Here is a 23,907-nt window from a genome sequence, read left to right as displayed (position 1 = left end):
GTCAGATCTTCCACCGGGATGGGGAGGCCGCTTTGCCGATCACGGGTGAACAGGTCGCCGGGCACGCGTTTCCGCGGTAGTTGTACGCGGACTCGTACTTCCCCGCGGCCGATTGAGGACCGTCAATGGGTGCCGTCAGGCATGAGACCGCGGAGCATGGCGATCTGCCCCAGGTGTGCGAGGGAGTCCGTGAGCAGACCCCGCAAGCGCTCCTCGACCGTGTGCTCGTTGCCCAGCGTGGGGCTGACGACGATCCGGCCGAGATCGTCGTCAGGTGCCGCCCGCAGGTAACGCTCCGCCAGGTCGTGGACGGCGCCGTGGTAGGCGAGCAGGACCTGGCTTCCCGGGCTGCGGAAAGCCGCCGCCTGCGCGGCCGAGTGCCCGAAACCGGTGTCGGACGGATCCGCGGGACGACCGAAGCGATCGGCCCAGCCATCCGACAGCCACCGCTGGGGGGCGCCCATGAGCTCGGACAGATTCCGGTCCTGACCTCGTGCGACGTGCCAGGCGAGCCACCCGATGCCGTTGCTGCCGGGTGACGGCCTCCAGTCGAGGGCGGCCTCCCCGACACCGTCCACCGACTTGATCAACTCACTCCGAACGCGCCGGAAGAGCCCCAAGGCCAGTCTCTGCCACCCGTCTTCCCTCGCCACCCGCGGCCCCTCTCACGCTCCCGGTCAACGTAACGCAGACCTCATCCTGCGGCAGGCCGGTCCCGGGTGCAGCCAGGTTTTCTTTCGTGCGCCTGCGGAGCCATTCGTCGCGGGCCGGCCGCCAGGCGCGTACGCACCGGCAAACTCGCCGCCTGATCCGCGGGGCGCCGTCAGCTCGCTGCCACAACCGGCTGCCGGAGGATCGTCCTGAGTTTCGCCGGCTCCGTGCGGCGGGGGTCGCTGAGGTAGATCTCGTGGTGGTGCCCGGTCACGCGCAGGTTGTTGGCGGCGAGGTACTCGTGATGGAGCCTGGCCAGTGCCGGGCCCTCGTCGTCGTAGGGGCCGATGTGCAGGAGCTGAGCGCTGGTGCCCTCGTGCAGGGTCTCGCCACGGAGGTCGGCGATCGCGGTGAGGCCCTTCTTCGCCAGCGCGGCCCGTTTGGCCTCCTTGAACAGATCGTCGGTGATCCAGTCGGGCCGGCTGATGAGCATGCGCCAGTGCCAGGCGTCCTTGGCGCGGGTGGTGAACACCTCCGGGTCGTCGGACCACCACAGTCCTTCGAGCGGCCCGACGACGAAGTCCCGGCCGAGCGTGCGTTTGCTGGTGAACTTGATCGTGTAGGCGACGGAGTACAGCGCCTCCACGGCGCGGGCGTAGTCGGCGCTCGTGTTGGGGTCGCCGCGGCCGTCGATGGCGAAGAACTGCTGGGCGGGCACCTCGACCAGCGCCCAGTCGGTGTTCGCCGGCGCGTAGCAGCGCCTGAGTTCTCGTTTGATGTCGTACTTGCTGTCGTTGCTGATCATTGCTGTCCGCCTTCCTGATCGGAGGTGTTGTTGGGTGTGGCCAGTTCCGCCCGGTAGTTGGCCAACCACTGCTGCTCGGCGGTCAGTTGGGCCAGCGTGTAGTCGAAGATGGCGCGCACGAAACCGGGCAGGTCGCCCTGGGCGTCGCGGGCCGCGCCGATGGCGGCGATCTTCGCCGTCAAGGCCGCGGCCCGCCGGTCGAGCGCGGCCCGCAGGCGCTCGGGCGGGATGACCGGCTGGTTGGCCAGGCCGACCAGGACGGGCGGGAAGACCGGCCGGAGTTCGGCCACGGCCGCCTCGGCCGCCCGTGCGCACGCCCGGCGCCCCTCGGCCGTTGGCCCGTAGACCCGGCGGGCCTTTCCCCGCGCCGCTCGCGGGGCGTCGACCTCGGTGATCAGGCCGCGGTCGCGGAGCCGGGTCAGCAGGTAGTAGATCGAGCTGAAGCCCATCTCGGTCCACTCGCGCATGCCGCGGGTGCTGATGACCTCGTCCAGCTCGTAACCGTGTCTCGGCTTCTCCACGAGCAGGCCGAGCAACGTCAGTTCGGCGGGTGTCAGTTCGGCGGCCACGGTCATTACTCTAGTACTGGAATAAAGGCGGGTCCGGCATCCGGCGTAATCGGTTCGCGTGCCGGCGGGCCGCGCAGTAGGTTCCCGGCGCATGCACATCAGAACCGCCACCGCCGACGACGCCGACTTCCTGATCAGCATGCTGCTGGAGGCGTTCAACTGGTCCGGTGACCAGGGTTTCACCCGGGAGCAGATCATGACCGCGCCGGACATCGCGCACTATGTGGCCGGCTGGCCGCGGGCGGGCGACTTCGGGGTGATCGCGGAGGACGAGGCGACGGGCGAGCGCGCCGGTGCGGCCTGGGCCCGGCTGATGCCGGCCGACGACCCCGGGTACGGCTTCGTGGCGCCCGACGTTCCCGAGATCACCATCGCCGTGGCCCCGGAGTACCGCGGGCGCGGCGTGGGGCGCGCCCTGCTGGACGCGCTCCTCGCGGCGGCGGCGGACGCCGGGCTGACGCGGCTGAGCCTCAGCGTCGACGACGGCAACCCGGCCCGCCGCCTGTACAGGTCCCGCGGCTTCACGAAGGTCGGCCGCGAGGGGGACTCGGACACGATGCTGCTGCACCTGACCTGAGCCGCGGTCAGGGATGAGGGCGCGGGCAATCGTTCACGGTTGCCCGCCCTCCGCCGTAACCGTTCGGTCCCACCAGGCGGGGACGAGGGCGGTCAGCATCAGGAGCGCGGTCAGGGCGAATGCCCAGGGGTAGCCGGTCAGGCCGGCCACCGCGCCGAAGCCGACCGCGCCGATGCCCATGCCGGCGTCGTAGGCGATGTTCCACAGGGCGCTGACCGTTCCGTACCCGGAGGCCGGGACCCGGGAGTACATCAGCGTGATGGTCGCGCTCTGGGTGATGCCGAAGCCGACCCCGAACACGGCCGCACCCACGACGACCGCGACGGGGACGCCCGTGAGGGCGACGACGAGGATGCCGGCGGCGGAGGCGACCAGCCCCGGCACGACCAGCCCGGCGGCTCCGCGCCGGTCGGCGCGCCGGCCGGCGAACCAGCGGGACGCGGTCGCGGCGGCCGGTTGCACGAAGAGAGCCGCGGCGACCACGCCGGAATGGCCCGGCGCCAGGGCCAGCGGCAGAAAGGTGACAACGATCCCCGCGCCCACCGCCGTCACCGCGAACACGGCCGTGGGGCGGCCGAGCGCGCCGGAACGGGCCCCGGCGAAGATCCCCAGGGGCGGCCCCGCCGTCGCCTCCCGGCCGGGCAGGCCCGGGACGGCGGCGATGGAGACCAGGGCGATCCCCGCCGCCGCCCAGCAGACGGACCCGTACCCCGTGTGCGATGCCAGCCAGGCCCCGAGCGGCAGGCCCACCAGCGACGGCACACCGGCCATGACGCCGATCAGGGCCAGACCCTCCCCGCGGCGTTCGGGCGGGATCAGCGACGCCGTCAGCGCCCCACCCGCGACCAGGGTGAACGCGAAGCCCAGCCCCCGGACCAGGCACACCGCCACGATCCACGCCATGTTCTGGGACACGGTCAGGACCAGTGCCGGAGCGCCCAGCAACAACAACCCCGCCCCCAGCATCACGCGATACCCACAGCGCGCGGCCAGCCAGGGAGCCATCAGCTCGCCGGCCACCGTGGCCAGCATCAGCGCACCGGTGACCAGGCCCGCCGTGCCGCTGCCCCCGCCCGGCGCGCTCTGCGCGTACGCCGGTACGACCGACAGCAGCAGATAGAAGCTCGCCGAGGAGCCGACGACCGTCACAAAGCGCAAGAGCAGCGGGCGGGTCACCAGACGCGGCCGCGCCCCGGCGACAACTCGGTCCCCAGGACCGGCGGATGAGGCCATGAGGTGAAACCTAGGGGACGGAGCCGCCCGGCGCTGCTGGTGATCACTGGACGGCCCGCCGGCTCGGCCGCGCCGGGCCCGGCCCGGATCGCGTGATCCCGGCCGGGCCGTCGTTCGCCCGCCGGTCAGTCCGCCAGGCCGGCGAACATGCCGGGGGCGTAGGACCCACCCCTCATGCGCGCGATCACGGCGAACCGGTTGGCGGCGTTGATCATGGCGATCAGGGAGATCAGCGCGGCGATCTGGTCCTCGTCGAAGTGCTTGCTCACCTGGGCCCACGTCTCGTCCGACACACCCTCGTGGGCGTCGGCGAGCCGGGTGCCCTCCTCGGCGAGCGCCAGCGCGGCCCGCTCGGCCTCGGTGAACACCGTGGACTCGCGCCAGGCGGCGACCAGGTTGAGCCGGAGCGCCGTTTCGCCCGCCGCGGCGGCCTCCTTCGTGTGGAGGTCGACGCACCAGCCGCAGCCGTTGATCTGGCTGGCGCGCAACTCCACCAACTCCTGGAGGGACTTGGGCAGCGACGACTCCTGGATCGCCAGGCCGACGTTGTAGAACCGCTTGGAGACCTTCGCGCCGATCGGGTTGGTCATCAGGTTGATACGGGGTTCCATGGCTTCGCCCTCTCGTTCGTACGGCGTTGTGACGACCATGGAGATGCCGGCCACCCGGTCCCTGTGACAGCCCGGCGATGTGACCTGCTTCACCGATCGCGGGTGTCACAGAGCCGGCTGGTCCGGCGTCTTGTGCGTGAATCGTCGGGAACGAACAGGCAGGAGCCGGCCATGAGTGGGGGCAGTGAGCGAACGCGGGACAGGGCCGAGCCGCTCGCCCGGGGCGGCCATATGGACGCCGCCACCGAGGCGTTCGTGACCCACCGCAACCTGCTGTTCACCGTCGCCTACGAGATGCTCGGCTCGGCCGCCGACGCGGAGGACATCCTCCAGGAGGTCTGGCTGCGCTGGGCCGGCGTCGATCTCGACGAGGTGCGGGACCGGCGCGCGTTCCTGGTCCGGATCACCACTCGCCAGGCGCTGAGCCGGCTGCGGACGCTCCGCCGGCGCAAGGAGTCCTACGTCGGCCCCTGGCTGCCCGAACCGCTGCTGACCGCGCCCGATGTGGCCGAGGACATCGCGTTGGCGGACAGCGTCTCGATGGCGATGCTGCTGGTGATGGAGACACTCGGCCCGACCGAGCGCGCGGTGTTCGTGCTGCGCGAGGTGTTCGACCTCGACTATGACGAGATCGCGGCAGCCGTCGACAAGACCCCGGCCGCGGTCCGCCAGATCGCCCACCGGGCCCGGGCCCACGTCGCGGCGCGCCGCCCGCGCGGGGCGGTTTCCCCGGCCGAGGCCCAGGACGCGCTCGCCGCGTTCCAACGGGCCGTCGAAACGGGCGACTTGCAGGGCCTGCTCGACATGATCGCTCCGGATGTCGTCCTGCTGACCGACGGCGGCGGAGCCGTGCGGGCGGCGCTGGAGCCCGTCACGGGCGCCGGCAGGGTGGTCGACGTGCTGAGCAGGATCTCCGCCGCGGCGTCGCTGCGGCCGGCGCGGGTCAACGGACATCCGGCGCTGATCGTCCGGCTGGGCGGCCGGATCGACACCGTCCTGGCGATGCGCCTCGACGAAGGCCTCATCACCGGGCTCTACGCCGTCCGCAACCCCGAGAAGTTGTCCTTCGTCGAGCGGGAGACCACGGTGAGCCGCCACGTCCGGGGCCCCTCGGAAGCGGAGTGAGACGCGCGGTGCGGGAACGGGCGGTTGGCGCCCGTATACTCGCTGTCACACGGCCCCGCCGATACCACCCCGGCGGGGCCGTTGTTCATCGTTCAAGGCCCTCGGGCGACGTGAACGCGGTTGTTCCTGCCCACGGGGCGGGAGCATGCTGACCCGGTGACCGACGCCGTCCCCCCGGAGCCGGACTGCTGGCTGCACCCGGACATCGAGCCCCGCCCGTCCCCGATCGCGGGGACCGGACTGTTCGCCCGGGCCCGCGTTCCCGCCGGGACCGTGGTGTCCCGCCTCGGCGGGCGGCTGGTGTCCTGGCCGGAGTTGGACGAGTTGTTCGCGGAGGCCGCGCGGCTGCCCGACGCGCCGTTCATCGACACCATCACGGTGACGGAGACCGCGCACCTGGTGCTGCCGCCCCGGCGGGCCAACGGGTACGGCAACCACAGCTGCGACCCGAACACCTGGTGGGCCGGCGACTACGGCTTCGCCGCCCGCCGGGACATCGCCGCGGGGGAGGAAGTCACCTCCGACTACGCCACGACGAGCGCCGCGCCGGACTTCTCCCTGACCTGCTCCTGCGGATCACCGCGCTGCCGCGGGCTGATCACCGCGGAGGACTGGCGGCTGCCCGAGCTTCAGGAGCGCTACGGCGACCACTGGGTGCCGGCCCTGGCCGCGCGGATCGCCCGGGGCGCTTGATCGTCGCCGTTCATGGTCCGGGGCGGGACGGCCGCCCCGGACCATGGCGGGCTCAGCCGACCCGGGTGAGGACCAGGCCGTTGAGGTGGCCGGTCTGCCCGTACACCGTTACGTTCAACTGGCCGTCCTGAACGGACACCAGCGTGAACGTCTGCCGCGTGACCGAGTTACGGGCGGGAATGACCTGACCGCGGTCGCCGCCCTCGAAGACGAACCCGGAACGCGACGCCCCGGCCGGGTCGCCGACATGGGCCGTCACCGCGTAGGTGCCGTTGGGCACGTCCGTCTTGAACTCGTACCTGCCCTCGAAGTACGCGACGAAGTCGCGCTCCATGGCGTCGAAGCCCTCGCCCCGGTCGCGCGAGATCACGTTGGCGGTGTCCGTGAACCCGTACCCCAAATCGGGCGAGTACAGCGTCTCGGTCGTCACCCCGGCGAAGCCGTCGGCCACCAGGGCGCCGACCGGGCCGAAGTCGAAGCGCTGGTCGGCGGTGAGCGTTTCGAGCCGCAGCTTGGCCGAGGGCGGCGACTGGCCCTTGCCGTTGACGGCGATCACCCGCACCTCGTAACGCGTCGACTCGGCGAGCCCGCCGAGGTCCGCCAGCGGGATGGGCGAGGTGGTGGCCGGCGTGAATTCGGCGTCAGCGTCGTCCTTCGGCCGGGTCTGCACCCGGTACAGATCCGCCCCCGGAACGGCGTCCCAGGTCAGCCGCGCGCCCTCGTGCGAGACGCCCGTGGCGGTCACCCCGGCCGGCCGGTCGGGCCGCTCGCGGGGCGGGCCGGTGTTCTCCACCTCGGCGGCCAGCGGAACGTCCAGCCCGGCGACGTCCTGGGCTATCAGGCGCGCCATCTGAACGGCGCCGTACTCCTGAAAGTGCGTCTCGTCGATGGTGCCGTTGGGCCGGTTCGGGTAGACGCCCGGCGGCACGTGCAGGAACACCGACTTGGCCTCCAGCGGACCGATCGAGTCGAGGTAGGCGCGGCTGGACGCGGACAGGTCCACCAGCGGAACGTTCTCCTGCTCCGCCACCTCGACGGCCTTCTCGACATACTCCGGGAAGGAGACGTTGAACAGGCCGGTTGCCGCGTTGAAGTCGCGGCGCGAGACGGGGGTGACGATGACCGGGATGGCGCCCCGCTCACGGGCCCCCGCGATGTAGTCGTTGCGCAGGTATTCCTGGTAGTCCTCGGGCGGGGTGTAACGCTCGGGGCGGCTGATGGTGGCGTCGTTGTGGCCGAACTGGACGAACAGGTAGTCGCCCGGCTGGATCTCGTTCAGGATCGCGTCCAGCCGGCCCTGCTCGATGAACGACCGGGAACTGCGGCCGCCGATCGCGTGGTTGGCGATTGTGACGTCCTCGGAGAAGAACCGGTCGATCACCTGGCCCCAGCCCATCTGGGGTGCCCAGTACGGGTCGTAGGTCTGTGCCGTGGAGTCGCTGGCGATGTATACCGTCGGGCGCCCGTCGTCCTCGGCCGCCGCGGCGGTGCCCGGCAGCGCCAGGCCGGCCGCCGTGGCGGCGGCGGTGACAAGGCCGATGAGCCCGGCCCTGAGCACGGCGCGTCTGCGGCGCCGTCCCGTGCGTGGTTGCGCTGTTCCGCCCATCCCTCAACTCCTTCGATGACGCTGGGCAGCGGCCCGCCGCGCACGCCCGGCCGCCGCCGGAGAGCCCCGCATGAATCGATTCATTCAAGGAGTCGGCGCAGGGCCGGGCTCGTTGGGGTTCAGGGGTCGGTGGCATGAATCGAGGCGCGCATGGCAAGCGCTTACTGATCGCCGGGAGTTTTCCAACGACGTTACGGAACCGTCAAGACCCGGGCACATTGTGCGCGTTGAGCGGTCGAGTGGTACGACGAACGGTGCCCGGACGGTCGGTGCGGCCGCACCCGGGCGCCCCATAACCTGCCCTCATGCTGCAATTGCGGATCATCACGCCCCCGGACCGCACCGACGAGGTGGTCGCGCTGCTGGAGACCACCGTGGGTGTGGCCCACGTCATGGTCCTGGCGGGCGCCGCCCGGGAGCCGGCCGGTGACGTCGTCGTGGGTGACGTGGCGCGCGAGGCGGCTGACGAACTGCTGGAGGAACTCCGCGAGTTGGGGCTCGATTCGACCGGCGCCATCACGGTGCAGGGCCTCGATCTGTCGCTGTCCGTGCGGTCGGACCGGGCCGAGGACGCCGCGCCGGGCGAGGGCGTGGACGCCGTGCTGTGGGAGTCGTTGCGGGACGCGACCGACGACGAGTCCCGGCTGAGCTTCACCTACCTCGCCTTCCTGGCGGTGGCGACGATGCTGGCGGCCTGCGGCGTGATGCTGGACAGCGCGATCCTGATCGTCGGCGCCATGGTGGTGGGGCCGGAGTTCGGCCCGCTGGCGGGGCTGTGCACCGGGCTGCTCCTGCGGACCGGGCGGGCGGCGTGGCGCTCCCTGCTCGCGCTCCTCGTCGGCTTTCCGGCGGCGATGCTGGTCACCTGCGGCTTCGCGCTGCTGATGGACGCGTTCGGGCTGTTCTCCCGGGAGATGTTCGACCAGCCGCATCCGGCGAGCGAGTTCGTGTGGCAGCCGGACATGATGTCGCTGGTGGTGGCGATGCTGGCCGGGGTGGTGGGCATCCTGTCGCTGACCTCGGCCAAGGCGGGCGCCCTGGTGGGCGTGGCGATCTCGGTGACGACGGTGCCGGCGGCGGGGCACGCCGCGCTCGCGCTGAGCTACGGTCAGTACCACGACGCCCAGGGGTCGATGATCCAGCTCGGGGTCAACCTGGTGGGGATCCTGCTGGCGGGCACGCTCACCCTTCTCGCCCAGAAGCTGCTCTGGGCGAGGGTGCGGAACGCACAGCGGGCGTCGGCCCTCCGCGACCTGGACCTCAAGAGGGCCGGGCGGTGAGGTCGGCCGCCGGCGCGGCCGGCTCCGGGGCCGGCGACCGGAGGCGGCGCGTTCATGTCCGGGAGCGGACCGCCGCAGCGAGTCGCGCGTAGACCGGCCGCTTCATGGCCTCCCGGTGGGCACGGCGATGCTGGTAACGTCCGCGGGGTACTGAGATCCCGGTTGCTCATGGGGGAGTTGAGGTGCGGTACCCGGTCGCGCTGCTTGTCCCGTTGCCGCGTCGGCTGCCGCGGCTGCGCCGCTGAGCCGGCCCCCGCCGGAACCACGTCGTTCCGCTCTCTCGTCACCCGCGCGTTTCACCCCCTGGGCTCCTCTCAGGTCTGCCACATCTTCCCGCACGGCCGTAACCGCGCTGCGCCTTGAATTCGTCGGTGCAACCCGTCAACCCGCACAGCCCGACGGCGGGTTCAAGGCGTTCGAACCTACGTTCAGGAGATGTTGGTGCTTAACGTCTGTATCGTCGGCACAGGCCCACGCGGTCTCTCCGTCCTGGAGCGCATATGCGCCAATGAGCGAAAATCCCCGGTCCACCAGGCAGTTACCGTGCACGTCGTGGAGCCGCACGAGCCGGGGCCCGGAAAGGTGTGGCGCACCGGCCAGTCGCGCCATCTGCTGATGAACACCGTGGCTTCGCAAGTCACCGTCTACACCGACCACAGCGTGGAGATGGACGGCCCGGTGGAGGAGGGGCCCAGCCTGTACGAGTGGGCGGCCGACCTCGCCCGGCGCGCGGGCGCGCCCGACGTGCGCGAACGGTACTCCGCCGAGACGCTGGCCGAGGCCCGCCGCCTGGGCCCGGACGCCTACCCCACCCGCGCGTTCTACGGCGACTACTTGAAGGACGCCTTCCACACGGTCACGGCGGGCGCGCCCGAGCACCTCACCGTCGTCGAGCACCGCACCTCGGCAAGGGAGTTGTCCGACGAGGCCGGCCGCGGCGGCCCGCAGTCCCTGCGACTCGCGGACGGCACCCGGCTCACCGGCCTGGACGCCGTGGTCCTCGCGCTGGGCCATGTGCCGGCCCGGCCCACCCGGAAGGAGCGCGAGCTGGCGGGCGCCGCCGCCGCGCACGGCCTGGCGTACTTCGCCCCCGCCAACCCCGCGGACGTGGACTTCTCCGCGGTCGCGCCGGGCGAGACGGTGTTCGTCCGCGGCCTGGGGCTGAACTTCTTCGATGTGCTCGCGCTGCTGACCTCGGGCCGCGGCGGCACCTTCGAGCGGGACGGCGACGGGCTGCGCTACCGGCCCTCGGGCCGGGAGCCGCGCATCGTCGCCGGCTCCCGGCGCGGCGTGCCCTACCACGCGCGCGGCGAGAACCAGAAGGGCCCCTACGGCCGCCACCTGCCGCGGCTGCTCACCCTCCGGACCGTCGACCGGCTGAAGCGGCGCTCACACGACGGCGAGCGGCTGCACTTCGCCACCGACCTGTGGCCGTTGATCGCCAAGGAGGTGGAGAGCGTCTACTACGGCGCGCTGCTGGCCGCGCGGGGGCGCGAGCGTGAGCGCGAACCGTTTGTCCAGCGCTATGTGGCCGCGCGGGGGCGCGACGCCGAGGCGCGCCTGCTGGACATCGCCGGCATCGCCCCGGCCGACCGCTGGGACTGGGAGGCCATCGCCCGGCCCCACCGCGACCGCGTCTTCCGCGACCGCGCCGACTTCCGCGCCTGGTTACTCGGCCACCTCGCCGAGGACGTGCGCGAGGCCAGGGCGGGCAACGTGCACAGCCCGCTGAAGGCAGCCCTGGACGTGCTGCGCGACCTGCGCAACGAGATACGCCTGGCCGTCGACCACGGCGGGCTGGAGGGCAACTCCTACCGCGACGACCTCCAGGGCTGGTACACCCCGCTGAACGCCTTCCTGTCCATCGGGCCGCCCGTCTCCCGCGTCGAGGAGCTGATCGCGCTGCTCACGTCCGGCGTGGTCGAGGTGCTCGGCCCCGGCGTGCGGCTGCGCGCCCCGGCCCCGGAGGGCCACGGCGGCGGCGCGGCGTTCACGGTGACCTCCGACGCGGTGCCGGGCCCGCCGGTGGCGGCCACCGCCCTTGTCGAGGCGCGGCTGCCGGAGCCCGATCTGCCGCGCACCGCCGAGCCGTTGCTGCGGGCCCTGCTGGAGAGCGGGCAGGCCGCCCGCCACCGCATCGACGGCGTCTGCGGCACCCGCTACGAGACAACGGGCCTGGCCGTCACCGAGCGCCCCTACCGGCTGATCGACGACGCCGGCCGCGCCCACCCGCGGCGGTTCGCCTATGGCGTGCCCACCGAGGCGGTGCACTGGGTGACCGCCGCCGGGATCCGTCCCGGCGTCAACTCCGTGACGCTCGGCGACGCGGACGCCATCGCCCGCGCCGTGCTCGCGCTGTCCGCCCCCGCCGCGGCGCCGGCCGGCGGCAGCACCCCGCCCACCGACCCCCTCGAGGTGAACACATGACAGCGGAGAACGCGGTACCCAAGAACGCGGCGGAGGGGGTGCCCGGCCCCGACGCCGGGCTGCTGTCCCCGGTCCGCGCCGGAACGCCCGCCGAGGCGGCGACGTCCGACCCGGCCTGGTTGCAGGCCATGCTCGACGCCGAGGCGGCCCTGGCCCGCGCCCAGGCCGCTCTCGGCACGGTGCCCGCCACGGCGGCGGCCGCCATCACCCGCGCCGCGCGCGCCGAACTGCTGGACGTGCGCGACCTCTCCCTGGCCGCGCGCGAGACGGCGAACCCGGTGGTCGGCCTGGTCCGCGCGCTCACCCGCGCGGTCGCAGCGGTGGAGCCGGCCGCCGCCGAGTACGTTCACCACGGCTCCACCAGCCAGGACGTCTTCGACACCGGCGCCATGCTGGTCGCCGCCCGCACGCTGCGCCTGATCCGCGCGGATCTGGAACGGGCCGCCGCCGCGCTGGGTCACCTCGCCGCCCGGCACCGCGACACCGCCATGGCCGGTCGCACGCTGGCCCTGCACGCGGTGCCCACCACGTTCGGTCTGAAGGCGGCCGGCTGGCGCCGGCTGCTGCTGGACGCGCGGGACCGGGTGGCGGCCGTGCTCGACGGCGGCCTGCCCGTGTCGTTGGGCGGGGCGGCCGGAACGCTCGCCGGCTACCTGGAGTTCGCCGCGGGCTCACCGGGCGGGTCACCACCGCCGGACTACGCGGACCGGCTCTTGGACGCCTACGCGGCCGAGACGGGCCTGGCCCGCCCGCCGCTGCCGTGGCACGCGCTGCGCACCCCGATCGCCGACCTCGCCGGGGCGCTGGCGTTCGTCACCGGCGCCCTGGGCAAGATCGCCGTCGATGTTCAGTCGTTGACCAGGACCGAGGTCGGCGAGGTCGCCGAGCCCGCGGTGGCGGGGCGCGGCGCGTCCTCCGCCATGCCGCACAAGCGCAACCCGGTGCTGGCCACCCTGCTGCGCAGCGCCGCGCTCCAGGTGCCGGTGCTGGCCGCGGGCCTGACCCAGTGCCTGATGTGCGAGGACGAGCGGTCGGCCGGTGTGTGGCACGCCGAGTGGCAGTTGCTGCGCGAGTGCCTGCGGCTGGCCGGGGGCGCCGCGCACACCGCCGTTGAACTGGCCGAGGGGCTGGTCGTACGGCCCGAACGGATGCGCGCCAACCTGGCGTTGACCGGCAGCCGGGTGGTGTCCGAGCGGGTGTCGGCCGCGCTGGCGCCCCGGCTGGGCAAGGCCCGCGCGAAGGAGTTGCTGACCCGTGCCTCGGCCGAGGCCGACCGCACCGGCCGTTCGCTGGCCGACGCCCTGGCCGCGCTGCCCGAGGTGGCGGAGCACCTGGACGGTGCTCGGGTCGAGCGGCTGCTGGACCCGGAGGGCTACACCGGTGCCGCGTCCGCCCTGGTGGACGGGGAGCTGGGCGGACGCGGCGACGGCTGAACGCCGGCGGCCCCCGCCACCCGGCGGGGGCCGCCCCGGTGCGAGCCGTCGCGCGTGGTGCGGCGGTCGGCGTCGGGTCACCACTCGGTGATGAGCGGCGTGTCCGGTTCGTGCTCGTGCCACGATTCGGTGAGGCGGACGAGGCGGGCGGGGGCGGCGATGCCGCGCACGGTCGCGATCTTGCCGCCCGTGATGTCGAACGTCACGGCCCCGACGACCTGATCGCCGAGCACGAAGAGGATGGCGGGGGCGCCGTTGACCAGCGCGTAGTGGGCGGCGAGCGTGCCGCCGGCGAATCGCCGTTTCGCCGTTGTGGGTTTGAAGCCGGCCCGTGCGATCGCGGCGATGCGCCGCGGAGTGTCGTACCGAAGCAGCGTCTCGGTCAGGCCGGCGCCGTCGGAGATCGCGATCGCGTCGTCGGTGAGCAGCGCCACGAGCCGTTCGGTGCGGCCCGAGGAGGCGGCGGCGAGGAATTCCTCGACGATCCTGCGGGCGGACGCCGGGTCGACTTCGCCGCCGCCGCGGCGGCGCGCGGCGGTGATGCGGTGCCGGGCCCGGTGGAGGTGCTGCTGACTCGCGGACTCGGTGATGTCGAGGATCTCGGCGATCTCGGCGTGGCTGTAGGAGAACGCCTCGCGCAGGAGGTAGACGGCCCGTTCGAGGGGTGACAGGCGCTCCATGAGAGTCAGTACGGCCAGGGAGACGGATTCGCGCTGCTCGAACGTGTCGGCCGGGCCGAGCATCGGGTCGCCGTCGAGGAGCGGTTCGGGCAGCCAGGCGCCGAAGGTGCGTTCGCGGCGGGCCTGTGCCGAGCGGAGCCGGTCCAGGCACCGGTTGGTGGCGACCTTGGTCAGCCATGCTTCCGGCACCTCGATCCGCTGCCGGTCGGCGGCCTGCCAGTGCAGGAACGTGTCCTGCACGACGTCCTCGGCGTCGGCGGCGGAGCCCAGCAGCCGGTAGGCCAGCGAGGCCAGCCGGTTCCGGCTGGCCTCGAACCGACTGATGTCGAAGCGATCAGTGGCGGTGCTGTCCACGCGGATCACCCTAGGCGGCCGCGCCGGACGTCTTCCCGGCGGACGCTTCCGGCGCGGCGGCCAGGCGGCGCTGGCGCCTGGGCAGGCCGAAGGTCGGGTGCAAGGTGCCCCACAGCGACCCCTTTTCGATGGCCCGCTTGATCCGTGCGGCCTTCCGCCCGCCCATGTAGCTCGGCTTCGCCTGCCCTTGGCCGTCGACCGGCTGCCAGATCCCGTCCCGCCGCCCGAGACTGATCGCGTTGTACAGGTAGACCAGCTTGCCGTTCGCGACCTGACGGCCGGTCAGGCGTCCCACGATCGCCTCGATGGCCTGCCGGCCGGTGTAGCCGGCCGAGCCGCAGGACATCGGCAGCGGCCGGCCGTTGTCGCCGATGGCGTGGACACTGTCGCCGACGGCGTAGACGTTCGGGTGCGAGACGGATCGCATGGTGCGGTCGACGACGATCCGGCCGTTCCCGGTGACCTCCAGCCCGCTGGCCGCGGCGATGGGGTTGACCGCGAACCCGGCCGTCCACACGGTCGCGTCGGACGCCAGGGCGGTGCCGTCGGCGCACAGCACCCGCGTCGCCTCGACGGCTTCGACGGTGGTGTGCTCCAGGACGGTGACGCCCAGCCGGTCGCAGGCCCGGCGCAGGTGGCGGCGGGCTCCGGCGGAGAGCCGGGCGCCCAGCTCGCCGCGGGCGACCAGCGCCACCGACAGGCCGGGCCGGGCTTCGGCGATCTCGGTGGCGGTCTCGATGCCGGTCAACCCGTCGCCGACGACCAGCACACTGCCGCCTTCGCTCCGGCTGCCCAGGCTGTCCAGGTGCTCACGCAGGCGCAGCGCCGAGGGCCGGCCGGCGACGTTGAAGGCGTGCTCGGCCACACCGGGGACGCCCTGGTCGGCGACGTGGCTGCCGAACGCGTACACAAGCGTGTCGTAGCCGAGGTCGCCGCCGCCGTCGGCGTCGGCCACGGCGACGACCTGACGCTCGGGGTCGACGGCCGTGACCCGGGCCAGGCGCAGCCGGATCCCCGTGCCCGCGAAGACATCGGCGAGCTGGGGGGCCTCGATCTCCCGGCCGGCCGCGAGCTGGTTCAGCCGCAGCCGCTGGACGAAGTCCGGCACGGCGTTGACGACGGTGATCTCGGTGTCCGCCGGGGAGAGCCGGCGGGCCAGGTTCCCGGCCACGTAGGCCCCGGCGTAGCCGGCGCCGAGGACGACGATGCGGTGCTTCATGGTGTGCTCCTGTCGGTTCGCTTGCTTTCGGTGAGTTGGGCGGAACGGCTCACCGATTGCTGACAGGAACTTCATGTGGCGTGGGTCACATGGCGGCGGGGGCGCCGCCCGACGATGCTCGCCGAGCGGCAGCCGCGGTCGGGCCCTGCGGGTGCGCCGGCCGAACGGGCTACGCGCTGCCCACCGGGTCCGGGTCCAGGCGGGTCAGGAGCTGGTCGCGGTGGAGGTCGGCGACCGGTGCCGTGAGGTCGGGGTGGCGCAGCAGTGTCGCGGCCTGGCGGTCCCGTTCGGCGGGGAGGGTCAGGCGGCGGAAGGCCGTCGGGGCGGCGGCCGCGTGTTCGCCGTGGGAGACGGCCGCGACGGCCTGTTCGGCCAGGGTGCCGGAGGTCAGCAGGCAGGCCGCCCAGCTCGCCACCGTCTCGTCCACCCAGGTGCGCCAGGCGACGTCCTCGCCCTCGGGCAGCACGGTGTCGGCGCCCACGACCCAGTCGAGGCGCGCGGATCCGCCGGGGCCCGCCATCGCGACCAGCCCGGCGTCCATCGCGGTCGGGTACCGCAGCCAGGCGGCCACGGTCACGGCCTGCCGGGCCTGCACCTCGGCGAGCACCTCGGCGAGCGGGCCGCCCGCGGGCGGGTAGGCGCGCAGCAGCCACTGGGTGGTGGCGGCTATGACCGGTGAGAGATCGGCGCACACGGACGTCTTCCTCCCGATCTCGGTGGCGTTCGTGGGCTGGGACAAACGCCAGCCAGCGTACTGCCTGGCCCCGTCCGGCCGTCAGCCCATCGGCCGCGCACCGCGTGCGCGACCGGTGCCGGTCACGGAGAGTATCGGCGGGACGTGCCCGGCGTCCCGGACCCGCACGCGCCCCCGAAGCGGAGAACGCCATGAGACCTGCCCGGATGCCCGGTGCGCCGGCCCTCGCGCGCCGTCCGCCCGCTGCGGAGGGTGGTCGCGCGGCCACGGAAGAGACGTTCGTCACAACGCGTCACGGCCCCCGGGGTGCCCTCGGCGGCCGGCCGCCGTGATGCCGGCCATGGGGCGCCGGCCGGGCGACGCCCCCGGCGCACCCCGGCAGCCACCCCACCCCGCGCCCCCGCGCGGTTCCGGGTGGCGGGTTTCTCGCGCGTGCCCTCGGTTACCCGGTGGCGCGCGGTGCCCGCACCCGATTCACGTTCACCCGAGCCCAACCACGTTGCCCAACCACGTTGAAGGAGACCGTTCATGGAGCACGGCGGAGACATCATCCGGGAACTGACCACCGATCACCGGGAGGTTGAGGATCTCTTCCGGGAGATCGAGGGCCTGCCGATGGGCCAGCACCGGCGCAAGGAACTGGCGGACCAGGTGACGATCGAGCTGGTCCGGCACTCGATCGCGGAGGAGGAACACCTCTACCCGGCCGTGCGCGAGCACGTTCCGGACGGCGGGGAGATCGCGGACAAGGAGATCGCGGACCACGCCTCGGCCGAGCGGATCATGAAGGACCTGGAGGGCTGCGAGGCGACCGATCCGGAATTCGACCGGCTCATGGGGCAGTTGATGATGGAGATCCGGGAGCACATTCGGGACGAGGAGGACAACCTCTTTCCCATGCTGCGGATGTCCTGTTCGCAGGAACGGCTGGAGAACCTGGGCGACAAGGTGCGCCGCGCCAAGATGATGGCCCCCACCCGGCCGCACCCGGCGGCGCCCGACAAGCCACCGCTCAACAAGCTGCTCGCGCCCGGCGCCGGGCTGGTGGACCGGGCCCGGGACGCCATCAGCGGCCGCGGCAAACACTGAGCGACCGGGATCCGTGCCGCCCCGCCGCGCCCGAGCGGCGGGGCGGCGCCCTTCGGGCTCAGCTCGCCTTGACGCCCAGCGCCCGCGCCGCCACGTCGTAGACCAACTGGTCGGCGGGGACGCGGTTTTCCTTGAGCCGGTCCAGGCTCCCCGGGCCGAACCAGCCGAAGCGGGGATGCTTGTCCCACTCCAGCGCCGGTGCCGTCAGGTCGCCGTCCACCTCGATCACGTAGTCGGCCTCGTGCCGCAGGCCCAGGCCGTCGTCACCCTCCCAGGTCAGGACCCCGAGGAAACGGAGCACGCGCCGCACCCGCCAGCCCGTCTCCTCGTGGACTTCGCGGACGAGCGCGTCCAACAGCGTTTCTCCCGGGTCCACATGGCCGCCGATCAAGTCCCAGGTGTCGGGGAAGAGCCGCCGGTGCGGGGCGCGCAGTTGCGCGAACACCTCGCCCCGCCCGTTGAGCACGACCGCGCCCACGACCCACCGCTCGCCCGGCGCGGGCTCGGGGAACGTCACACCCTCGGCCACGGCGACCGCCGGGCGCCCGCCGCTCACGCCGCCCACTCCGGGTCGGCGAAGCGGGGGGTCAGGGAACGGGACGTCGCCTCGCCGCCGCAGTGCTTGCAGACGACCACCGGCTTCAGGTCGGTGCCGCAGTCGTGCTCGAAGACCACCGGCGGGTGCTCGCTGATGTGCCGGTCGCCCCAGGCCATCAACGTCAGCAGGACCGGCCGCAGTTCACGCCCGGCCCGGGTGGGCCGGTACTCGAAGCGCTGAGGGCGCTCCTGGTAGGGAACGCGCTCCAGCACGCCGGCCTCGACGAGGTGGCGCAGCCGGGCGGCGAGCACGTCCCGGGGCGCGCCGAGGTTGCGCGCGATGGCGTCGAAGCGCCGCACGCCGAAGAAGACCTCCCGGAGCACCAGGACGGAGTACTTCTCGCCGATGACGGCGAGGGTGCCGGCGATGGAGCAGGGCCGCTGGTTCTTCATGGCTTCCACCCTAGAACAGGCCGGGGAGTCGGTTTGCTTTTCAAACTGATCGGGCTATCGTCGTTAGTCCAGATTCCCAACGCACTCGGGGGCCTCATGGGCACAGCAGCGATGCTCGTGATCGACCGCCGTTCCTGGGGCTCGGGCCCCGGCTCACACGGCGGATATCTGAGCGCCCGGACGCTCGCCGCCATGCGCCGGAGCCTGGACGCCGGAACGCGCCCCGTGCGCGCCCTGACCACGCACTTCCTCAGCCCCGTCGACGACCGGCCGTTCACCCTGGCCGCCACCGTGGAGCGCGCCGGGCGCGGCAGCGCGGTGGTCACCCTGCGCGGCGAGCAGGGCGGACGCACGGCGCTGCTGGCGTCCGCCGCCTTCGACGGCGGTGCACCGTCCCGGCCCGGACCCGCCCACCAGCGCGCCCCCGCCCCCGACGCGCCGCCGCCCGACGCCTGCCGGCCACTGGTCTTCCCGCGCCAACTCGCCGTGTTCGCCGGACAGTTCGAGTTCCGCCCGACGACCGGCGCCCGCCCGCTGGGCGGCGGCCCCACCGCCGAACTGGTCGCCTGGACCCGCTTCACCGACCGCCGGCCGCTGGACGCCGAGGCCGTCACCGTCCTCACCGACGCGCTGCCGCCCGCGCTCTACGCCCGCTGGACCACCCCGCGCCCCATGCCCACCGCCGAGCTCACCGTCCACTTCGCCGCCGCCCTCGACCGCGCGCCGGCCACCGGCTGGTCCCTCATCCGCATGCGCGCCGTCCACGCGGACGACGGCTGGGCCCTGGACGACAGCGCCGTCTGGGACGAGCTCGGCCGCCCGCTCGCGGTGGCCCGGCAGAGCCGCCGGATCCTCTGACCCCACCCCGCCCGCCAAGGAGGCGAACCGCCATGCGCGAGGCCGTGATCGTCGAAGCCGTCCGCACCCCCATCGGCAAGGGAAAGCCCAACGGCGCGCTGGCCGGCGTCCACCCCGTCGACCTGCTCGCCCATACCCTCACCGCGCTGCTCGACCGGGCCGGGGTTCCGCCCGCCGACATCGACGACGTCATCGGCGGCTGCGTCGACCAGGTCGCCGAACAGGCCCTGAACACCACCCGGCTGGCCTGGCTCGCGGCCGGCCTGCCCGAGTCCGTGCCCGCCACCACCGTGGACCGGCAGTGCGGATCCTCGCAGCAGGCCGTGCACTTCGCCGCCCAGGGCGTGCTCGCCGGCGCCTACGACCTCGTCGTCGCCTGCGGCATCGAGTCCATGAGCCGGGTGCCCATGTGGTCGAACGTGCCGCCCGGCGCCGACCCCTACGGCACCGCCCTCGCCGCCCGCTACCCCGACGGCCTCGTGCCGCAGGGCATCAGCGCCGAACTCATCGCCGCCGCCTGGTCCCTGGACCGCGCGGCACAGGACGCCTTCGCCGCCACCTCCCACCGGCGGGCCGCCGCCGCCCGCGCGGCCGGCCACTTCGCCGACGAGATCGTGCCGGTGCCCACCGGCGCCGGGGTGGTGACCGACGACGAGAGCGTGCGCCCCGCCACCACGCCCGAGGTGCTGGCCACGCTGCGGCCCGCGTTCACCGACCCCCGCTACGGCGAGCGCTTCCCGGAGATCGACTGGTCCGTCACCGCGGGCAACAGCAGCCCCGTCAACGACGGCGCCGCCGCCCTCCTCATCGCCGAGGCCGCGACCGCCGCCCGCCTGGGCCTGCGCCCGCTGGCCCGCCTGCACACCTTCGCGGTCACCGGCTCCGACCCGCTGCTCATGCTGACCGGCATCATCCCCGCCACCGCGAAGGCGCTGCGCCGCGCGGGCCTGTCCCTGGCGGACATCGACCTGTTCGAGGTCAACGAGGCGTTCGCGTCCGTCGTCCTCGCCTGGCTCAAGGACACCGGCGCCGACCCGGCCCGGGTCAACGTCAACGGCGGCGCCATCGCACTCGGCCACCCGCTCGGCGCCAGCGGCGCCCGCCTGATGACCACGCTCGTCCACACCATGCGCCGCACCGGCGCCCGTTACGCCCTGCAAACCATGTGCGAGGCCGGCGGCCTCGCCAACGCCACCATCCTGGAGCGCGTCCCATGAAGCTGTACAACTCCGTCGCCCTGGTCACCGGAGCCAACCGCGGCCTCGGCGCGGCCATCGCCCACGCCCTGCTGGAGCGCGGCGCCGCCACCGTCTACGCCGGCGTGCGCGACCCGGCGACCGTCGTCACCCGGCCCGGGCTGGTGCCCGTCCGCCTCGACGTGACCGACCCGGCCACCGTCGCGGCGGCGGCCGAACGCTGCGGCGACGTCACCCTGCTGGTCAACAACGCGGGCATCGCCCCGTTCGGCTCCACCCTGTCCCCGACCGCGACGGACGACGCCCGGGCGGCCATGGAGACCAACTACTTCGGCCCGCTCGCCCTCTCTCGCGCCTTCGCCCCGGTCCTCGCCCGCAACGGCGGCGGCACCCTGGTCAACGTGCTGTCCGTGCTGTCCTGGCTCAGCTTCCCCACCACCGGCGCCTACAGCGCCTCCAAGGCCGCCGCCTGGGCCCTCACCAACGCCCTCCGCCTCGAACTCCTCGACCGGGGAACGCGGGTGGTGGGCGTGCACGCCGGCTACATCGACACCGACATGGCCGCCGGGGTCACCGAGCCCAAGAGCAGCCCGGAGGACGTGGCCGCCCAGATCCTCGACGCCATCGAGGCGGACCGCGACGAGGTGCTCGCGGACGCCGTCAGCCAGGCCGTCCGCGCCGGCCTCGCCGGGGAACTGACCGCTCTCTACCCGCAGTTGGCGGTCGGCTCCGGAGCGGTATGAGCAACGCGAACGGCCCGGGCGCCGGTACCGAGGCCCGCCGCCCGGGCCAGGCGCACGAGGACTTTCGTGCTGGAGACCGTGTGCGGGAACGCCGGCACCGCCCGGCTGCTGCTCCCGGCTCCTCAAGGGGCGAACGCGAGGACCGGTGTTCGTCACCACCGCCGCCCGGGACCGGGCAAGGTCGTCAGCTCTCGCGACGTCTGCCTCGGACACTGGGCTGCCCCGGCTCTCGGTACGGGCGGGTCCGCGCACCGCTGGACGGGCACACCGCCCTGCGCGGCCTGGCAACGGGCTGGGACCGGCACGAGTACCGCCGCTCTGCCCTGACCCACCTCGGGGAGCAGGGCGCCTCGCCGCCGACGCTGATAGCGAAGTCCCGGCACAGGAAGCCGGAGAACGTTCGCCGCTGCGAGCCTGCTTAGGCTGCCGTGCCGGATTGGCGGCGTTCAAGTGCCTCTGCAGCCCGGCGCCGGTCGGCGGCCAGCACATCGACCGGCGCTCCGGCGCCCCTGCCCGGCGTGTCCCCCCAAGCCCGTATCTTCTCGACCATCTCGGCCAGTCGCGGCTCATCGGGCCCGACGTCGAGGTAGAAAAGCGATTCGTTGAGGTGACGGTCGTCGCCGCCCCAGCGAACCGCACCGTCGAGCTCCGCCAGAATGTCGCGGATCACCAAGAGTTGCAGGTGGGAAAATCCACCACTCGTCCCAGCCGGGTAGAAGCCCGGGCGAATCTGTACAGCCGTGCCGGAAGCCTGATTGCCCTCCGGCCAGTTCCTGCGCACCTCGCTGGGGCTCCGCCAGCCGGTCACGTCATCGTTGCGCAGTTCGCTGATCTCATAGTGAAAGCGGCGGATCACATGGATCAATATGGCTTCAGCGTCTCCGATGCGGACGGTGACGCCGGTGAGGGGAGTGCCGGGAGTTGGGCGGGTCCAGATGTTTCCGCCACCGTTGGTGGTCTTCTCCATCTCCCAGCCGTTCGGGCTTAGTCTGCCCGCGCGTACCCGGTTCTGGTTCTCCTGAACGCGGCGGAAGGCATCGCTGATCTCTTCCCCGGTGGGTGTCTTGGAGTAGGAGGAGGAATCGGCATACGCGGGGGCAGCGAGCAGGGCGGCTCCCGGTACGGAGGCCAGGAACGTCGCGCCGGCCAGCGCACTTGATCGAGCAAGCAGAGTACGTCGGGATACGTCGGGGATCGTCACGATTTCCCTTTCCGTATGGACGGCTCTTCGCTGGGCCTGACGTCGTCGCGCGTCGCACCTGAAGCCACACCTGTGATCAGGGCAAGGGAGGCGAAAACGCCCAGGGCCGGATTGATCCAAGGAGGGATGGCTGCGGAATAGCTGTCGCCCTCATCGATGCGGCATTCGAAACGAAGGGGGAGGTAACTCGCCCCATATCCGTCAACTTCATCTGCTTTTGCCTGCCCGCCCGCTTCGACGCATGCCTCGCGCATGTGCTCGTCTTCCATGAAGGCCACGTGGAGGGTGCCCCACAGATATACGCAGATGGCCGCGCAGATGCTCAGGACGGCACCGGCCCTGAGCCACGAACGTCCGTCGCGAGACCTCTGCTTGCGGCGCGCGATGGACGAGCACAGGTATGCGATGAGGCTGAAGACGACGACAAGGCCGATCAGCAGGATGAAGAGCACAGCGATCGTGTCGAATCCGCCCGCTTTGTCGGAGGCTAGGGCAGAGAGGTTCCAGTTCATCTCATCATCCTGCTGCACTTCTGGAGATCCTGTTGTACTTCTCAAAGATGTAGTAGAGCGCCATGCGCTTGCGGGCGTCGGTGAAGGCTGGCTCCTCCGGCCCCTGGTATCGGCGCAACACCTCGTAGATCTCCGACTCCGTGTAGTCGAGTCTTGGACGGCGCTCCATGGGCTGCTCCTCATCACCGCCGGGCTTGCCGTCGGCCGCCCAGATGTGGGCATGGCCCACGCTGGTGAGGGCGAAGTCGTTGTCGGTGCGGAGCATGTCCCATACAGTGAAGATGTCCGCGTCGCTGGCCGGATTCTTCGGGGTGCCGGTGACAAGCCCAGTGTTGATGGAGTTGTTCCAGGCGAGGATGCCGACGAAGCCGTACATCTGGGCTACCCCGGTGCTGCTGTCTCGCAGCCTGCTGACCCCGGGCAATCCCTGCGCCCAGTCCGGAATATGGCCGTTGTGATACAGCCACACTCCGGCATCTGTGATGAGGTCTTCGTTTTTGTAGTGGCGGAACTCCCAGAACGCCGAGGTCTGAATTAGGGCTTTGCGCATGCCATATGCTCGCGCCGTGTTGGATACCGCGACATCGCGCGCGATAATGGTTTCCAAGCACTGAGTTGTGGTGTACATCCGTTCGTCGTCCTCGGCGAAGCCGATGGACTCCATGTAGGACTGGACATCGGCGAGGAGCCTGGTCCAGTAGCTGATGTCGAACAGGACATCGGGTGTCTGTGCCGCAGGCGGGTTGAAGGAGGCCTGGCCTGTGTCGCGGCCCGAAGCGATGTTGACGTCTATGTTGATGGCACCGTCTCCGGAGCCAATGGTGCGGGTGACGATTTGATCGTAGGCCCAGTCCGTGGGCAGGGAATAGCCGAAGTTGCCCGAGAACGCCGACGACATGTCGGAGACGAACGAGGCGGTCGAGTGCCCTGCCTGGCCGACCCGGGTGCACACATTTCGCGGGCCGTAGACGCCGACCTCATAGGCGTTCCCGTTGTCGGCCATCGCATCCTCGATGCCCTTGAAATAACCCTGGGTATTCAGCGGAACTGGGCGGCCTGACGCCCCGATAGCAGAAAGGCGCCGTTGACCTGCGAGGATGCGAGTGTCTACGTCGTATCCGCTGCAGAGAGCAAGGCACCTTTCCGGTGGTTGAGAGTACAGGGTGGGACCGTCGGCTGTCGGTGGTGGCCGACGGGAAGAGGCTGATCGGGCATGCCGGGGCGGTGTTGCTGTGCCGGTGCGCGGACCGCACAGGGCTCACGCGGGCGCTGGCGAAGGTGCTGCCATCCAGCACGGCGGCCGGCTGGCGGGACCGCACGGGGGTGCTGGTCCAACTGGCAGTCGCGATCGTGCTCGGGGC

The 23,907-nt window shown here is 72.3% G+C and carries 24 protein-coding genes and 2 pseudogenes; 12 read left to right on the top strand and 14 right to left on the bottom strand.

Annotated elements, in window-relative coordinates; translation table 11 throughout:
* Positions 1-122: 122 nt before the first annotated feature.
* From RM590_RS28400 to RM590_RS28390, 3 genes are all read right to left on the bottom strand, one after another.
* Positions 123-653: a DinB family protein gene (locus RM590_RS28400; RefSeq protein WP_311707595.1), complete on the bottom strand. Its 531-nt coding sequence runs from the start codon at positions 651-653 to the stop codon at positions 123-125.
* 170 nt (positions 654-823) lie between these two features.
* Positions 824-1,456, bottom strand: coding sequence for a GyrI-like domain-containing protein (locus tag RM590_RS28395; protein WP_311707594.1), 633 nt, complete (start codon positions 1,454-1,456; stop codon positions 824-826).
* A complete protein-coding gene (locus tag RM590_RS28390; protein WP_311707593.1) occupies positions 1,453-2,025 on the bottom strand; it encodes a PadR family transcriptional regulator in 573 nt (190 codons plus the stop codon). Before RM590_RS28390 ends, RM590_RS28395 begins: the two co-directional genes overlap by 4 nt.
* Before the next feature lie 91 nt (positions 2,026-2,116).
* Between RM590_RS28390 and RM590_RS28385 the strand changes: the two genes are divergently transcribed.
* Positions 2,117-2,602: a GNAT family N-acetyltransferase gene (locus tag RM590_RS28385; RefSeq protein ID WP_311707592.1), complete on the top strand. Its 486-nt coding sequence runs from the start codon at positions 2,117-2,119 to the stop codon at positions 2,600-2,602.
* Between the two features lie 33 nt (positions 2,603-2,635).
* Here RM590_RS28385 and RM590_RS28380 read toward each other — a convergent pair whose 3' ends face one another.
* Both RM590_RS28380 and RM590_RS28375 read right to left on the bottom strand, forming a co-directional pair.
* On the bottom strand, positions 2,636-3,835 hold the full coding sequence (locus RM590_RS28380) for an MFS transporter (protein WP_311707591.1): 1,200 nt from the start codon (positions 3,833-3,835) through the stop codon (positions 2,636-2,638).
* 125 nt (positions 3,836-3,960) lie between these two features.
* Positions 3,961-4,446, bottom strand: coding sequence for a carboxymuconolactone decarboxylase family protein (locus RM590_RS28375; protein ID WP_311707590.1), 486 nt, complete (start codon positions 4,444-4,446; stop codon positions 3,961-3,963).
* 171 nt (positions 4,447-4,617) lie between these two features.
* Between RM590_RS28375 and RM590_RS28370 the strand changes: the two genes are divergently transcribed.
* A complete protein-coding gene (locus tag RM590_RS28370; RefSeq protein WP_394813992.1) occupies positions 4,618-5,571 on the top strand; it encodes an RNA polymerase sigma-70 factor in 954 nt (317 codons plus the stop codon).
* Positions 5,572-5,727: 156 nt separating this feature from the next.
* Positions 5,728-6,264, top strand: coding sequence for an SET domain-containing protein (locus tag RM590_RS28365; protein ID WP_311707589.1), 537 nt, complete (start codon positions 5,728-5,730; stop codon positions 6,262-6,264).
* A 52-nt stretch (positions 6,265-6,316) separates the two neighbouring features.
* On the opposite strand, the gene RM590_RS28360 is transcribed toward RM590_RS28365, so the two are convergent.
* Complete coding sequence (locus RM590_RS28360; RefSeq protein ID WP_311707588.1) at positions 6,317-7,870, bottom strand: SGNH/GDSL hydrolase family protein; 1,554 nt, start codon at positions 7,868-7,870, stop codon at positions 6,317-6,319.
* Positions 7,871-8,175: 305 nt separating this feature from the next.
* Between RM590_RS28360 and RM590_RS28355 the strand changes: the two genes are divergently transcribed.
* From RM590_RS28355 to pcaB, 3 genes are all read left to right on the top strand, one after another.
* A complete protein-coding gene (locus RM590_RS28355; RefSeq protein WP_311707587.1) occupies positions 8,176-9,150 on the top strand; it encodes a DUF389 domain-containing protein in 975 nt (324 codons plus the stop codon).
* Between the two features lie 435 nt (positions 9,151-9,585).
* On the top strand, positions 9,586-11,577 hold the full coding sequence (locus RM590_RS28350) for an FAD/NAD(P)-binding protein (protein ID WP_311707586.1): 1,992 nt from the start codon (positions 9,586-9,588) through the stop codon (positions 11,575-11,577).
* Positions 11,574-13,010, top strand: a complete 1,437-nt coding sequence (gene pcaB / locus RM590_RS28345) for a 3-carboxy-cis,cis-muconate cycloisomerase (RefSeq protein ID WP_311707585.1) — start codon at positions 11,574-11,576, stop codon at positions 13,008-13,010. Before RM590_RS28350 ends, pcaB begins: the two co-directional genes overlap by 4 nt.
* A 77-nt stretch (positions 13,011-13,087) precedes the next feature.
* On the opposite strand, the gene RM590_RS28340 is transcribed toward pcaB, so the two are convergent.
* The 3 genes from RM590_RS28340 to RM590_RS28330 form a co-directional block, all read right to left on the bottom strand.
* Positions 13,088-14,044 carry a sigma-70 family RNA polymerase sigma factor gene (locus RM590_RS28340; RefSeq protein ID WP_311707584.1) on the bottom strand — a complete coding sequence of 319 codons (957 nt, stop codon included), beginning with the start codon at positions 14,042-14,044 and terminating at the stop codon, positions 13,088-13,090.
* 10 nt (positions 14,045-14,054) lie between these two features.
* Entirely contained in the window at positions 14,055-15,263 is a 1,209-nt protein-coding gene (locus RM590_RS28335; RefSeq protein ID WP_311707583.1) for an NAD(P)/FAD-dependent oxidoreductase, read from the bottom strand.
* A gap of 169 nt (positions 15,264-15,432) precedes the next feature.
* Positions 15,433-15,957, bottom strand: coding sequence for a hypothetical protein (locus RM590_RS28330; RefSeq protein ID WP_311707691.1), 525 nt, complete (start codon positions 15,955-15,957; stop codon positions 15,433-15,435).
* Between the two features lie 528 nt (positions 15,958-16,485).
* On the opposite strand from RM590_RS28330, the gene RM590_RS28325 reads away from it, so the two are divergent.
* Entirely contained in the window at positions 16,486-17,046 is a 561-nt protein-coding gene (locus RM590_RS28325) for a hemerythrin domain-containing protein (RefSeq protein WP_311707582.1), read from the top strand.
* 58 nt (positions 17,047-17,104) lie between these two features.
* On the opposite strand, the gene RM590_RS28320 is transcribed toward RM590_RS28325, so the two are convergent.
* Together RM590_RS28320 and RM590_RS28315 are read right to left on the bottom strand one after the other, a co-directional pair.
* Positions 17,105-17,602, bottom strand: coding sequence for an NUDIX hydrolase (locus tag RM590_RS28320; protein ID WP_311707581.1), 498 nt, complete (start codon positions 17,600-17,602; stop codon positions 17,105-17,107).
* On the bottom strand, positions 17,599-18,036 hold the full coding sequence (locus RM590_RS28315) for a winged helix-turn-helix transcriptional regulator (RefSeq protein ID WP_311707580.1): 438 nt from the start codon (positions 18,034-18,036) through the stop codon (positions 17,599-17,601). The genes RM590_RS28320 and RM590_RS28315 overlap by 4 nt, the downstream gene beginning before the upstream one ends.
* Positions 18,037-18,132: 96 nt before the next feature.
* Between RM590_RS28315 and RM590_RS28310 the strand changes: the two genes are divergently transcribed.
* From RM590_RS28310 to RM590_RS28295, 4 genes and pseudogenes are all read left to right on the top strand, one after another.
* Positions 18,133-18,894, top strand: a complete 762-nt coding sequence (locus RM590_RS28310; RefSeq protein ID WP_311707579.1) for a thioesterase family protein — start codon at positions 18,133-18,135, stop codon at positions 18,892-18,894.
* A 32-nt stretch (positions 18,895-18,926) separates the two neighbouring features.
* On the top strand, positions 18,927-20,111 hold the full coding sequence (locus RM590_RS28305) for a thiolase family protein (protein ID WP_311707578.1): 1,185 nt from the start codon (positions 18,927-18,929) through the stop codon (positions 20,109-20,111).
* Positions 20,108-20,833, top strand: coding sequence for an SDR family oxidoreductase (locus RM590_RS28300; protein WP_311707577.1), 726 nt, complete (start codon positions 20,108-20,110; stop codon positions 20,831-20,833). Before RM590_RS28305 ends, RM590_RS28300 begins: the two co-directional genes overlap by 4 nt.
* 17 nt (positions 20,834-20,850) lie before the next feature.
* A pseudogene (locus tag RM590_RS28295) lies at positions 20,851-21,255 on the top strand (site-specific integrase); the annotation flags it as partial.
* Here the strand turns inward: RM590_RS28295 and RM590_RS28290 are convergent.
* From RM590_RS28290 to RM590_RS28280, 3 genes are read right to left on the bottom strand one after another with little or no spacing between them, the layout of a single operon-like run.
* Positions 21,252-22,034: a hypothetical protein gene (locus RM590_RS28290; protein WP_311707576.1), complete on the bottom strand. Its 783-nt coding sequence runs from the start codon at positions 22,032-22,034 to the stop codon at positions 21,252-21,254. The pseudogene RM590_RS28295 and the gene RM590_RS28290 overlap by 4 nt on opposite strands.
* Complete coding sequence (locus RM590_RS28285; RefSeq protein WP_311707575.1) at positions 22,031-22,546, bottom strand: hypothetical protein; 516 nt, start codon at positions 22,544-22,546, stop codon at positions 22,031-22,033. The genes RM590_RS28290 and RM590_RS28285 overlap by 4 nt, the downstream gene beginning before the upstream one ends.
* 4 nt (positions 22,547-22,550) lie before the next feature.
* The gene (locus tag RM590_RS28280) at positions 22,551-23,588 is read right to left on the bottom strand and encodes a glycoside hydrolase domain-containing protein (RefSeq protein WP_311707690.1); all 1,038 of its coding nucleotides are present in this window, start codon (positions 23,586-23,588) and stop codon (positions 22,551-22,553) included.
* A 104-nt stretch (positions 23,589-23,692) separates the two neighbouring features.
* On the opposite strand from RM590_RS28280, the pseudogene RM590_RS28275 reads away from it, so the two are divergent.
* Positions 23,693-23,907: pseudogene (locus RM590_RS28275) on the top strand (hypothetical protein); the annotation flags it as partial.

It is taken from the genome of Streptomyces litchfieldiae (assembly GCF_031845365.1).
Taxonomy (GTDB): domain Bacteria; phylum Actinomycetota; class Actinomycetes; order Streptomycetales; family Streptomycetaceae; genus Streptomyces; species Streptomyces litchfieldiae.
Note: the sequence above shows the minus strand (reverse complement) of the source record. Positions and strands in the feature narration are given on the sequence as shown.